Annotated in this window: 14 protein-coding genes; 9 read left to right on the plus strand and 5 right to left on the minus strand. The window is 35.2% G+C overall.

Annotated features, from left to right (window positions below; translation table 11 throughout):
* A partial coding sequence (locus QZN27_RS06400) for a TMEM175 family protein (RefSeq protein ID WP_296785302.1) occupies positions 1-208 on the minus strand: 208 nt, incomplete at its 3' end.
* 314 nt (positions 209-522) lie between these two features.
* On the opposite strand from QZN27_RS06400, the gene QZN27_RS06405 reads away from it, so the two are divergent.
* The 3 genes from QZN27_RS06405 (at position 523) to QZN27_RS06415 (ending at position 4,355) form a co-directional block, all read left to right on the plus strand.
* Positions 523-1,140 (plus strand): KH domain-containing protein, encoded by a 618-nt coding sequence (locus tag QZN27_RS06405; protein WP_296785305.1) that lies wholly within the window; start codon positions 523-525, stop codon positions 1,138-1,140.
* Positions 1,141-1,553: 413 nt separating this feature from the next.
* Entirely contained in the window at positions 1,554-3,254 is a 1,701-nt protein-coding gene (gene top6B, locus QZN27_RS06410; RefSeq protein ID WP_296785308.1) for a DNA topoisomerase VI subunit B, read from the plus strand.
* A 9-nt stretch (positions 3,255-3,263) separates the two neighbouring features.
* On the plus strand, positions 3,264-4,355 hold the full coding sequence (locus QZN27_RS06415) for a DNA topoisomerase IV subunit A (RefSeq protein ID WP_296785311.1): 1,092 nt from the start codon (positions 3,264-3,266) through the stop codon (positions 4,353-4,355).
* Positions 4,356-4,484: 129 nt separating this feature from the next.
* Here the strand turns inward: QZN27_RS06415 and QZN27_RS06420 are convergent, their stop codons facing one another.
* The gene (locus QZN27_RS06420; protein WP_296785312.1) at positions 4,485-4,781 is read right to left on the minus strand and encodes an STAS domain-containing protein; all 297 of its coding nucleotides are present in this window, start codon (positions 4,779-4,781) and stop codon (positions 4,485-4,487) included.
* A gap of 115 nt (positions 4,782-4,896) precedes the next feature.
* Here QZN27_RS06420 and QZN27_RS06425 point away from each other — a divergent pair, with 115 nt between their 5' ends.
* From QZN27_RS06425 to QZN27_RS06435, 3 genes are read left to right on the plus strand one after another with little or no spacing between them, the layout of a single operon-like run.
* Positions 4,897-5,169 (plus strand): metal-sensing transcriptional repressor, encoded by a 273-nt coding sequence (locus QZN27_RS06425; RefSeq protein WP_296785315.1) that lies wholly within the window; start codon positions 4,897-4,899, stop codon positions 5,167-5,169.
* A gap of 60 nt (positions 5,170-5,229) precedes the next feature.
* Positions 5,230-7,095 (plus strand): cation-translocating P-type ATPase, encoded by a 1,866-nt coding sequence (locus QZN27_RS06430; RefSeq protein ID WP_296785317.1) that lies wholly within the window; start codon positions 5,230-5,232, stop codon positions 7,093-7,095.
* Between the two features lie 30 nt (positions 7,096-7,125).
* On the plus strand, positions 7,126-7,329 hold the full coding sequence (locus QZN27_RS06435) for a heavy-metal-associated domain-containing protein (RefSeq protein ID WP_292602745.1): 204 nt from the start codon (positions 7,126-7,128) through the stop codon (positions 7,327-7,329).
* Positions 7,330-7,334: 5 nt separating this feature from the next.
* Here the strand turns inward: QZN27_RS06435 and QZN27_RS06440 are convergent, their stop codons facing one another.
* Positions 7,335-8,102 carry an alpha/beta fold hydrolase gene (locus tag QZN27_RS06440; RefSeq protein WP_296785321.1) on the minus strand — a complete coding sequence of 256 codons (768 nt, stop codon included), beginning with the start codon at positions 8,100-8,102 and terminating at the stop codon, positions 7,335-7,337.
* A 79-nt stretch (positions 8,103-8,181) separates the two neighbouring features.
* On the opposite strand from QZN27_RS06440, the gene QZN27_RS06445 reads away from it, so the two are divergent.
* The 3 genes from QZN27_RS06445 to QZN27_RS06455 all read left to right on the plus strand — a co-directional run bounded on the left by QZN27_RS06445 (position 8,182) and on the right by QZN27_RS06455 (position 10,666).
* Positions 8,182-8,664, plus strand: coding sequence for a hypothetical protein (locus QZN27_RS06445; protein WP_296785325.1), 483 nt, complete (start codon positions 8,182-8,184; stop codon positions 8,662-8,664).
* 112 nt (positions 8,665-8,776) lie between these two features.
* Positions 8,777-9,793, plus strand: a complete 1,017-nt coding sequence (locus QZN27_RS06450; protein WP_296785327.1) for a phosphorylating glyceraldehyde-3-phosphate dehydrogenase — start codon at positions 8,777-8,779, stop codon at positions 9,791-9,793.
* Between the two features lie 36 nt (positions 9,794-9,829).
* Positions 9,830-10,666, plus strand: coding sequence for a TIM barrel protein (locus QZN27_RS06455; protein WP_296785329.1), 837 nt, complete (start codon positions 9,830-9,832; stop codon positions 10,664-10,666).
* On the opposite strand, the gene QZN27_RS06460 is transcribed toward QZN27_RS06455, so the two are convergent.
* A complete protein-coding gene (locus tag QZN27_RS06460; protein ID WP_296785332.1) occupies positions 10,663-11,166 on the minus strand; it encodes a zinc ribbon domain-containing protein in 504 nt (167 codons plus the stop codon). The genes QZN27_RS06455 and QZN27_RS06460 overlap by 4 nt on opposite strands.
* A 42-nt stretch (positions 11,167-11,208) precedes the next feature.
* Positions 11,209-11,469 (minus strand): winged helix-turn-helix domain-containing protein, encoded by a 261-nt coding sequence (locus tag QZN27_RS06465; protein ID WP_296785334.1) that lies wholly within the window; start codon positions 11,467-11,469, stop codon positions 11,209-11,211.
* Between the last annotated feature and the right edge of the window lie 255 nt (positions 11,470-11,724).

Consider the following 11,724-nt stretch of genomic DNA (forward strand, 5'->3'; position numbering starts at 1 on the left):
AAACAATGTAAAAACTTATGAAATATATCAAAATGGACGGTGCCAGATACCTGAGGAAATATTCGTTTAAAGCAACCCCTGATGAGATATCAGTAATTGTCGGAACTGCAATTTCCAAAACAAGAATTGTCATGGCGATTGCAAAAACACCATCAGTAACAGCAGCATGCCTATCATTTGAAGTGTTTAAAAATTTACTTTTAACCATCAATATAAATAGTGTTGTTTATTCTATTTAATTGTTATTAGAAAAAAATTAATTTTAAAAAAAAGAATAAAAACCAGTTAAATATAATTAATCTGTTTTAACTGATTGTTATCTAGTAATTTAATTACAATAATATTTAAATTAAAAGAGAGAGCATATGAAAAGTATTCTTAATCCCGTTTATGCAATTCATCCACGACTGAAGAGGCCATGGTATTCTTGCATCATTTAGATAAACTATATCTAACAAAAGATTTAAACATTTAAAATTAGATAAATATAATTAATTCCAATTTAAAAAAAAAGATGATATTATGCCAGAAACAGATTATTTAAAAATACCCCAAAATAGAGTAGGGGCATTAATCGGAAGCAACGGTAATGTGAAAAAATCCATTGAAAAGGCAACCGGAACCATATTGGACATTGACAGTGAGGAAGGTACAGTCTACATCACTCCCCGAGATGATATGGAAGACCCATTGGGAGTCTGGAATGCAAACCATATTGTAAAAGCTGTAGCCCGTGGATTCAACCCGGAAGTTGCCCTCAAGCTTGTAAGCGATGACATTTATCTTGAAGTGATCAGCTTGCCTTTATATATCGGCAAATCCAAAAAGGCCCTTGCAAGACACAAGGGAAGGATTATTGGAAAAGACGGTAAAACACGTGAAATCATCATGGAAATGGCTGAAGTGGACATGGCAATCTATGGAAAAACAGTTTCACTCATAGGTGAAATGGACAACATCATGGTTGCAAAGGAAGCAATTGAAATGATTCTGAACGGATCCAGGCACAAATCAGTTTACGGATTTTTAGAACACAAAAAAGAAGACTTGAAAATGAGAGAATTCAAGGACCTTGTCGGAATTGATGATGATAAAATCGAGTTCAAGGACGGCATCGACTTTGATGAGAAAGATTATTAGGAGTTGAATGCTCCTAACATATATTTTTTATTTTAAACCTCATAGAAACTTTTTTTAAAATTAAAACAATTTTATAAACTCAGACAACTTTTTTTCTAATGGAAATATAAATTCATATCAAATCAAATTTCACCTATCAAAGAAATATTACACATATAAATCAATTAAAATAATACTTTCCTATAAAAATTATGTCATTACTTGAAAACTTTTATATACTGTAACCAACATATATAGATAACATAGTGTAAATACTATATTTTTTACATGTTTTTAAATTATTATTTTACCATATATTTAGATGAGACAGATAGGGTAGGGTATGAATATTACTTTTCAAATGCTCTCTCACTTTATTTAAATATAGTAATCATAATAAATTTAATCATATCAATCATGAAGGAGGAAAAATTTTGGCTCAACAAGGAATTGATTGGGATGAGGATTTTGACAGACTGACTCCATCCCAATTCTTTAGAAAGAACAAGCAGATGTTAGGATTTACTGGAAAAATCCGTTCATTGACTATCGTTTTCCACGAACTGATTACAAACAGTTTTGATGCATGTGAAGAAGCTGGAATATTGCCAGATATCGACATCGAATTAAAACGTGTTGACAAGGAACATTACATCTTAAGACATAAGGATAACGGACCTGGTATCCCTGAAGACTACGTAATGCAGGTATACTGTATGATGTTTGCAGGATCCAAGTTCAGAAACATCCAATCCAGAGGACAACAAGGTTTAGGTTGTAGTGGATGTGTGCTTTTATCACAAATGACTACAGGTAAGCCAGCTCATGTAATTTCATGCTACAAAGAGGGCGATGAAATCAAAGGAGTTAAGATGAAGTTCCAGATGGATGTTGAAAACAACCGTGGAATTTTAATGGAAAGGGAAGATTATCCTGCAGAACAAACCGGAGTATGCATTGAATTACAGTTTAAAGATGTGTCATACTCTCTTGCAGAACAAGGTGCATTCGAATACATCAGAAGAACCATGATCGGAAACCCTCACGCAAAAATCACTTTCAGAGATCCATCCGGACACAAATACATCTTCAAAAGAGCTGCAAACGTTGTTCCGGTACAGCCTAAAGAAGTGCTCCCTCACCCTAAAGGTGTGAGTGCTGACGATTTAATGACCATGGCAAAAAATACCGACAGCAGAAGATACAAAAGCATGCTGACCTCATCAATGTCAAGGATGTCCAATAAAAGAGTTGATGAAATTGCCGAAATGACCGGAATTGACATGAACAAACGTCCGAAAGCCATGACATTCCCTGAAGCGGAAGCTATCGTTCACTGCTTCAAGAAAATGAAATTCATGGCCCCTCCAACAGACGGACTTATACCAATCGGATCAGAACAAGTGGAAAAAGGTATGAAACAAATCCTTAAACCTGAGTTTGTTACAACAATTACCAGAAAGCCTGTAACCTATCAAGGTGGTGTTTCATTCATTATTGAAGCAGGTCTTGCATATGGTGGAGATGCAGGAAGAGTTGTTAATGAGAAAAGAAAATCTGAAATCATGAGATTTGCAAACAGAGTTCCATTAACATTCGATGCAGGAAGCTGTGCAATTACAGAAGCTCTCAAAAGTATTGACTGGAAACGTTATGGTTTGAAAGACATGGACAATACTCCATTGACTTTATTTGTAAATATTATCTCAACTCAAGTACCATATCTCTCAACAGGTAAACAGAGTGTATCCCCTGAGCCAGAAATCGTTCATGAAATCAGACAAGCAACCATGAAACTAGCACGTAAATTGCAAAAACATATCAGAGCCAAAAGAGCGGCAAAAGAAAAGGAAAAACGTTCAAAAGTATTTGAAGAATATGTTCCTGTCATCATTGAAGAAGCTGCAAAACTCGGTGAAACCGGAGTTCCTGAATATCATGAAGTGCTAGCAAAAGTAACCAAAAGGGCTCTTGCAGAACTGCTTGGTGAAAAAGTTGAAGAGGAAGAGGAAGAAGAAGAACTTGATGCAATCATCATGGAAGAAGTTGACGAATTTGGCCATACAGTTGAAGAGGGCCAATCCGCATTAGACAGCTTCAAGGAAGATGATGTTGAAGATGGTTTTGAGGACTAGGTGATTTAGATGGCTGAAAAAAGAGGACAATCACATAAAGAAAAAAGAAAAGAATACACATTCAATAAGCTCAAAGGATTAGGTCAAGAGATTATTGAAGACATAGAAAAAAATAAAGTTCCTTCTGTTAGAGTTCCATCCCGTGGTACTGGAAACATTGTTTATGATGAAGCCAAAAGATACTATGTTTTAGGTGACAGATACGGTAAAAGGTCTTTAGGTAATGTAAAACAGATCAGAAAAATGGGTCAAATGGTTTATGTGGCTAACTTCTGTAAGGATTTGGTTGCTCGTGAAAAAACCGCTACCATCAGGGAAATGTATTATGTTTCCGAAGGTTGGGGAATCAGTTTCAAAAACCAGCAGGAATCAAACATTGTTGGGGAAGACCTGGAAGTAACTTTAGGTACTACACGTGAAGATTTAGGATTAATGCCTGAAGAAGACGGTGCATCAGTTTATGGAGACCTGACTTTGCTTGATGAAGTTGAAATCAATGCTGCAAAGATGGGAAAATCAGGTTATACCATCTCACCTACAATAGACCAGGTGGATTTCCTTGACCATAATGTTGATAAGGTATTGGCAGTGGAAACCATGGGAATGTTCCACAGATTAGTACAGGAAAATGCTCATGAAAGATTTAACTGTTTGATTGTTGGGCTTAAAGGACAGGCTGCACGTGCTACAAGAAGATTCCTTAAAAGAGTCAATACAGAACTTAACTTACCAGTATATATCTGTAACGACGGAGACCCTTGGGGATTCCACATTGCACAGGTAATTATTTCCGGAAGTGCAAAATTGGCTCACGTTAACAAGGATCTTGCAACTCCTGACGCTAAATTCATTGGAGTGACAGCATCCGACATCATCAATTATGACCTGCCAACAGATAAACTCAAAGATGTTGACGTGCTAAGGCTTAAAGAGCTTTCTAAAGACCCAAGGTATAAAGATGATTTCTGGCAAACAGAAATTAAAAAGATGCTTAAAATCGGTAAAAAAGCAGAACAGCAATCTTTCTCAAAATATGGTCTCGAATACGTTGTAGACGAATATTTCCCAGCTAAATTTGAGGAAATGGAAAATCAAGCATAGTCTTGAAATTTTCCTTCTTTTTTTATTTTTTTATTTTATAAATAATTTAAAAATTAGTGAATTATTCTTATTTAATAGAATAATGGAATTATATAAGCTAAAGAACAATTCTTCAGCTAAAAAATCTTTTTATTCTAGATTTAAAATTTTATCAAAGCCTGACATTACAAGAATCTCATTAATAGTATCATTGACTTTAATGACAAATGGAATGCCCTGAGGTTTTAGTTTTTTTTCAGTTCCAATCAAAACCCTTAAACCTGCACTTGAAATATATTCCAAATCACTGAAATCAACGATTAAAGAATCAAAATTACCCATTTCATCGGTAATTTCATTTTCAAAATCAGGAGCGGTTACTGTGTCAATTTTACCTTCAGCAATAATAGTCAATTCTTTACCATCATAATTTTTTGTAAGATTCATCATATCACCAATAATATCCTTCATATATGTATTTGGAATTCAAACATATAATTTTTTCCAAAATATTTATATACTAATTCGAACATATACCCCCTATGGTATAGGATGTGATAATATGAAAGAATGTATGGACAGTGAAAATTTACATAGAAGACTTAAAAAAATCATCGGCCAGATTAATGCCATTGACCGAATGATTGATGAGGACATTCCATGTGAACAAATATTAATGCAGGTTAATGCATCCAAATCAGCATTGCATAAGGTCGGACACATCATTGTTGAAGGACATCTTGAACATTGCGTGAAACAGGCCATTGAAGAGAAAGATGCTGATGAGGCCATAAGTGACATTTCAACAATTTTGGAATATTATTCCAGACTTTAATTTTTTTTAAAGTAACCTTATACCCTATGGGGTATACCTATACAATCGGGGTTGATTAAAATGAAATTTACAAAAGAAGAAAAAATTGACATTACTCTTATTGCAATTTCAGCAGTAAGTTTAATCACAAGTTTTATTCTATCCCTAGAATATGTATCCTGGATAGCAGTAATCCTTTGCGGACTGCCAATATTCAAGGAATGTGGTGAAGGACTGATAACAGAATTTGATATTAAAGCCGATTTGCTTGTTTCACTTGCAATTATTGCATCACTAATGATTGGCGAAGTATTTGCAGCAGGTGAAATTGCAACAATAATGGCAATTGGAGGATTTTTGGAGGAATATACCGTATCAAAAGCCCAAGGAAGAATAGAGGAACTCGTAAAAATGACACCTCAAGTAGCTACAAGAATTGAAAACGGAATTGAGGAAAAGATACCTGTTGAAAAAGTGGAGATTGGAGACATTTTAAAAGTATTGCCTGGCGAAAGCATCCCCACTGACGGGGTAATCGTTAAAGGTGAAACCTCGATTAACCAATCCACATTAACTGGAGAATCCCTTCCTGTTGACAAAAAGGAAAATGATGAAGTATTCAGTGGAACAATCAATCTTTATGGATCATTTACAATGAAAACAACAAAAATCAGCCAAGAAAGCTCCTTTCAAAAATTAATAAAATTGGTTGAATCCTCTGAACCTGAAAACTCAAGAATCGTTAGAGCTGCAGACAAATGGGCAACAATGATTGTTGTGATAGCATTTACGTTAGCTGTACTGACATATCTGACCACATTCGAAATAACCCGATCAGTCACAATCCTAGTCGTATTCTGCCCATGTGCATTGGTTCTGGCAACACCAACAGCAATAATGGCTGCCATTGGAAATCTGACAAAATATGGGATTCTTGTAAAGGATGGAGAATCCCTTGAAGAATTAGCAAAAGTTGACGAACTTGTATTCGATAAGACTGGAACATTGACAAACGGTACACCAGAAGTTGTAAAGATAATATCCGACAATCCAAGGGAAATGATGCATTTGCTAGTATCACTTGAATCAAAATCCGAACATCCTCTTGCAAAATCAATAGTCAAATATTGCAATAGTGAAGACGTATTAGAAGTTACGGACTTTAAGATGCACATCGGCAAAGGTGTCAGCGGAACAATAAATGGATCAAAAATAATAGCAGGAAATAAAAAACTCCTAAAATCAGAAAATATTAATTTAAAAACAGATAATGAACCTCAAAATGGAGAAATTCAAATATTTGTTGCAAAAGACGGTGAAATACTTGGAAATGTAGAACTTGCAGACATCCTGCGTAAAAATTCAAAAAGAACAATAACCAAATTAAAAGGACTGAGAATTAAAACAACAATGCTCACTGGAGACAATGAAAAAACAGCACAACATATCGCAAAACAGGTAAAAGTCAGAAACGTCATATCCAACTGTTTGCCTGAAGACAAAACAGAATATATCAAAAGAGAACAGACACTCAAACATAGGGTTGCCATGATCGGAGACGGCATAAATGATGCTCCTTCCCTCAAAAAGGCCAATGTTGGAATAGCAATGGGAGATATCGGAAGTGATGTCAGTGTTGAGGCCGCAGATATCGCATTGGTCAATGACAATATTGAAGACATACCTCATCTAATCGGAATAGCCAGAAAAACAATAAGAATTATTCATATAGGAATCGGATTTGCACTGGCTCTGAATATCCTTGCAATGGCATTGGCGATTTTAGGAATCCTAAATCCAATCGAAGGAGCACTGATACATAATATTGGGTCAGTCATCGTCATCATATACTCATCAACCCTTGTCAGATACAAGCTTTCAAGAAGAGACTGCAGACAACCTAGAAAATTAGGCATGACTAAACATTTAAATAAATCAAAAGTATAATATTAACTATCGATAACAAGGTGATTTATCATGGCTGAAAAAGAAATTAAAGTAGTGGGCATGCACTGCCCATCATGCGTAAATGCTGTAGAATTATGTTTAAAAGATGTTGACGGAATTGAAGACGCAAAAGCAGACTTGGATTCTGGAATTACAACAATTACAATGTCTGACGACGTTAGCGATGCAGACATCAACGAAGCCGTTGAAGAAGCAGGCTTTAAAGTAGAATAACCATTCTACTTAAATTCTTTTTTTAATATATTTAATATTTTTTCATTGTTTTCACCAATCAAAAGATTGTGTCTTACATCATCAAAGACTATCAATTTAGAATTTCTAATTTTGCCCTGAAGATCTTTTTGTGATTTAAATGAGGTTATTTCGTCGTATTTTCCTGCAAGAATCAAAGTTGAAACATCAATATTGGACAATTCATCTCCAATGTCAAAATTCAAGCAGGCATCGATAGCCTGAATATATGCTGAAACATTGGCAGATTTTGAAGCTATCTCCCTTAACATTTCAATTTCCTTTTTATTATTTTCAATAAAATCAGGACAGACAACCATAGGCAAAATCAAATCATAAAATTCATTGAAACTAATTTTTAAAGCATCTTTAAACTGATTGAAAATAATTTCAGAATGCTCATCCACCCCGTAAAAGCATGCCATCAAAACCAACGAGGATACAAGATCAGGATATCTGACCGTAAACTCAAGTGCAACGGCACCACCCATGGAAAAACCTATCAGATTGATTTTATCAATGTTTAAGTCAATTAAAAGGTCATGCAAGTCTTCAACATATGTTCCAATGGATATCTCATCACCACCCAACTCCGTTTGACCATGCCCTCTCAAATCAGCCCTCACTACCTGATAATCATGCCTGAGATTGCTTGCTAAAAATTCCCAATATGCCAAATTGTCCGAAAGCCCATGTACAAAAACAACAGTTTCCCCACTGCCTTCAACAGTGTAATGTAAATCAACATTATTCAAAATATCGTCACCACTTACTTTAATTAAACATTAAACGATTAAGTAAAACTTTTATAATTTTATGAATATAAATATTAATATGAATTTTAGAAGAAGTTTAATTTTGATTGCATTTTTAGCTGCAGTAACATTATTTGTTGTAAACGCAGGATTTGGAAGTAACTACACCTCTTTAGAACAACATGATTTCGATTCATACTTCAAGATGGATGTTCCAAAGGGAATCTCATTTGAAAAAACAAATGGAACCGCCGGCAAAGACATCAACGTTACAGTAAACTACAAGAATTATACAGAAAAAATCAACATCATATACGCGCAATCAGCTGGAGCAAAGGATAATCTGTTGAAATATTATGAAGACCTTGCCAAAAACGATGCAAACGTAACATTAAAGTCCTACAACAACACTACAATTCTTCATTTCAAAGGAGACAACCTAATTGGAGAAGAAAATTACCATGATATGGCAATCTCTGGGGACAATACAAAATACATATTGATGCAGTGCGATAATGAAACCTTAATGAATTCGATGGCAAGCTCCATTAAATTCAATTAACTTTTTCTTTTTTTCCAATCACCATCTAAATTAAAAATATCAAATTATATATAATTTAAAAAACAGATTTTAATCCATATAATATTAAATTATTATAAAAAAAGGGATTAAAATGAAAACTGTTGCAATTAATGGTTATGGAACCATCGGTAAAAGAGTGGCCGATGCTGTTGCCGCTCAAGATGATATGAAAGTGATTGGTGTAAGTAAAACTAGACCAAACTACGAAGCAAGAACCGCTGTTGAAGAAAAAGGATATCCTTTATACATTGGAATTCCAGAAAGAGAACAATTATTTAAAGATGCTGGAATTGAAATAGCCGGTACTGTTGAAGACATGATTCAGGAAGCTGATGTTGTTGTTGATTGTACTCCTGGAAGTATCGGTCCGCAAAACCTTGAAATGTATAAGAAAGCTGGCGTAAAAGCCATTTATCAAGGTGGAGAAGACCATGATTTAACCGGTCTTTCATTCAATTCTTTCGGTAATTATGATGACTCATACGGTGCAGACTACACAAGAGTAGTTTCATGTAACACTACCGGTTTGACCCGTACACTATCAACAATCGACCCGATAGCAGACATTAAAAAGGTAAGGGCAGTAATGGTGAGAAGAGGATCAGACCCATCTGAAATCAAAAAGGGACCAATCAACGCAATTGTTCCAAATCCTCCAAAGGTACCATCCCACCACGGACCTGACGTGAAAACTGTTATGAAAGGCATTGACGTTACAACCATGGCATTGCTCGTGCCAACAACCCTAATGCACCAACACAACATCATGGTTGAAATCAACAACGATGTCGAAACCGAAGAAATCGTTGCTGCATTAGAAAAACGTTCAAGAGTGATTGTTGTATCTGCCGAAGAAGGTTTAGGTTCAACAGCTGAGCTAATGGAATATGCAAAAGAACTTGGAAGAAACAGAAATGACCTATACGAAATTCCAGTTTGGAGAGAATCCATTAATGTTGTGGACAATGAACTGTTCTACATGCAAGCTGTACATCAGGAATCTGACGTAATACCTGAAAACATTGATGCAATTCGTGCACTTTTAGAAATGGAAAGTGACAACGAAAAATCAATCGCAAAAACCAACAAAGCTATGGGAATATTCTAAATTCCCCCTTTTTACTATTTTTTTAACTGATTTAACATGAAACATAATGTACTTTTTGGACCTGCAGGAAGTCCTGTTGATTATAAGGGAGCAGCATACAAGGCACCCAAATACATTCAAGATGAAGGCCTGAACTCCTATGAATACCAATCCCCCTATGGAGTGAGAATTGGTGAAAAGGCAGCAACCACATTAAAAGAAGAATCTGAAAAGCATGACATTCTAATTTCAATGCATGCCCCATATTACATTAACCTATGTGCAAAGGAAGAATCAAAACTCGATAAAAGCATTGGACACCTGATTGCTGCGGCCCGTGCCGGCGAATGGATGGGAGCATACCGTTTGGTATTCCACCCAGGAGCATATCTGAACAGAAAGCCTGAAAAAGCTATGGAAATATCAAAAAATACTGTCAACAGATTATTTGAAGAGCTTGAAGCGGAAGGCATTGAAGAGTTCACCTTTGCGCCAGAAACTACAGGAAAACGCACACAGCTCGGAAACGTTTCAGAAGTTGTTGAGTTATGCGCCACTTTTGACCACTTTGAACCAACAATTGACTTTGCGCATGTCCATGCAAGAGGCCGTGGATTTTTGAATGAAAAAGAGGATTATAACTGTATATTTTCAATTATTGAAGATAATCTGGATATAGATATCCTGCATTGCCACTTCACCACCATAGAATATGGAAACGGGGGAGAGGTAAAGCATCACACATTGGATGAAAGTGATGAATACGGTCCTAACATAAGGGACCTGCTTTCAAACCTGATTGATAATGGCTGGAAAGCAAACATCATTTGCGAAACACCAAAAAGAGATTTGGATGCGTTAAAAATGAAAGAAATCTATGAAGAAATGATTTAATAGTCTTTAACAGAGCCTATTAGATCATCCATATCCTTAAATAATGCATTTATGTCATCATCGTCATCCTTATTGGAGCTTAATTGAATTACCAGTTCATTTATCAGCTCTTCCATCTTGTCAACGAAAGTATTCAATACTCTTATTTTATCTTCAAGTTGCCTATTGACGATCTCACTGCTGTCCAATTCCATCATCTTTTGAGTTATCTTCAATTGGTTGGCAAATAATTGATTGGATCTTTTAATTGCAGCAGTGAATTTGGAATATGACATGTGTGAAGGGTCAAACAGTTTTTCAACCAATTCACTGGCTCTGGCCTGCTTTGAATTATACTCCTTTTCTATTTGCTTAACTTTTGATTCGTATCTTGATGGAGTTTTAACTGTTTGAGTGGAATCATGATAGACTTCCTTACCGCATTGTGAGCAGAAATGCTGATTGGGAACTAACTTGGCTCCACAGTAAATGCAAAAATGATTATGATTATCTTCTACCATAAGTAGATATTTGACTAAACTAATTAAAAAAAGTATAAGATATCATTCCAAATTATCGGCAATTTCATTGCCCAAATCAGTCAGCTGATATATTCTGTTTCTGCGCTCCTGTTCATTAATGCATTCAGCAACGCCACATTCCTTTAATTCTTTCAAAACTTTGGAAATATGGCTCAATCGAATATCAGAGTTATTAGCTATTTGAGTTGGGGTTTTATTCCCCTCCTGCATAGCTTTTATCGCCTTTACCCTATATGATGAAATATTGATATAGGCAAATGTTTTCAGAGTATTATCATCCATAAATATCATCCAGTCTATATTTAATAACTTCAAAATGATATTTAAAGTTATATACACTCCAATAATAAGATAAAGGCAAAATAACTATCTGAATAATATAAGATATAACTATCTGAATAATATAAGATATAACTATCTGAACAACAATAGCTCAAGTATGCTAAAGAGATATAGACTAAAAAAAATTTAAAGTTTTTTCAATCTTAAAAGAACAATCTCTGAATCTGTCCCCCATCTCATTGGAGTGCCCGTGAA

It is taken from the genome of uncultured Methanobrevibacter sp. (assembly GCF_900316895.1).
Classification (GTDB): Archaea; Methanobacteriota; Methanobacteria; order Methanobacteriales; family Methanobacteriaceae; genus Methanocatella.

Coding starts and splice junctions, on each gene's coding strand:
- QZN27_RS06450 (WP_296785327.1), top strand. CDS start 8,777: ATGAAAACTGTTGCAATTAATGGTTATGGAACCATCGGTAAAAGAGTG.
- QZN27_RS06425 (WP_296785315.1), top strand. CDS start 4,897: ATGAAAGAATGTATGGACAGTGAAAATTTACATAGAAGACTTAAAAAA.
- QZN27_RS06415 (WP_296785311.1), top strand. CDS start 3,264: ATGGCTGAAAAAAGAGGACAATCACATAAAGAAAAAAGAAAAGAATAC.
- QZN27_RS06455 (WP_296785329.1), top strand. CDS start 9,830: ATGAAACATAATGTACTTTTTGGACCTGCAGGAAGTCCTGTTGATTAT.
- QZN27_RS06465 (WP_296785334.1), bottom strand. CDS start 11,469: ATGGATGATAATACTCTGAAAACATTTGCCTATATCAATATTTCATCA.
- QZN27_RS06405 (WP_296785305.1), top strand. CDS start 523: ATGCCAGAAACAGATTATTTAAAAATACCCCAAAATAGAGTAGGGGCA.
- QZN27_RS06460 (WP_296785332.1), bottom strand. CDS start 11,166: ATGGTAGAAGATAATCATAATCATTTTTGCATTTACTGTGGAGCCAAG.
- QZN27_RS06435 (WP_292602745.1), top strand. CDS start 7,126: ATGGCTGAAAAAGAAATTAAAGTAGTGGGCATGCACTGCCCATCATGC.
- QZN27_RS06430 (WP_296785317.1), top strand. CDS start 5,230: ATGAAATTTACAAAAGAAGAAAAAATTGACATTACTCTTATTGCAATT.
- QZN27_RS06445 (WP_296785325.1), top strand. CDS start 8,182: ATGAATTTTAGAAGAAGTTTAATTTTGATTGCATTTTTAGCTGCAGTA.
- QZN27_RS06420 (WP_296785312.1), bottom strand. CDS start 4,781: ATGAATCTTACAAAAAATTATGATGGTAAAGAATTGACTATTATTGCT.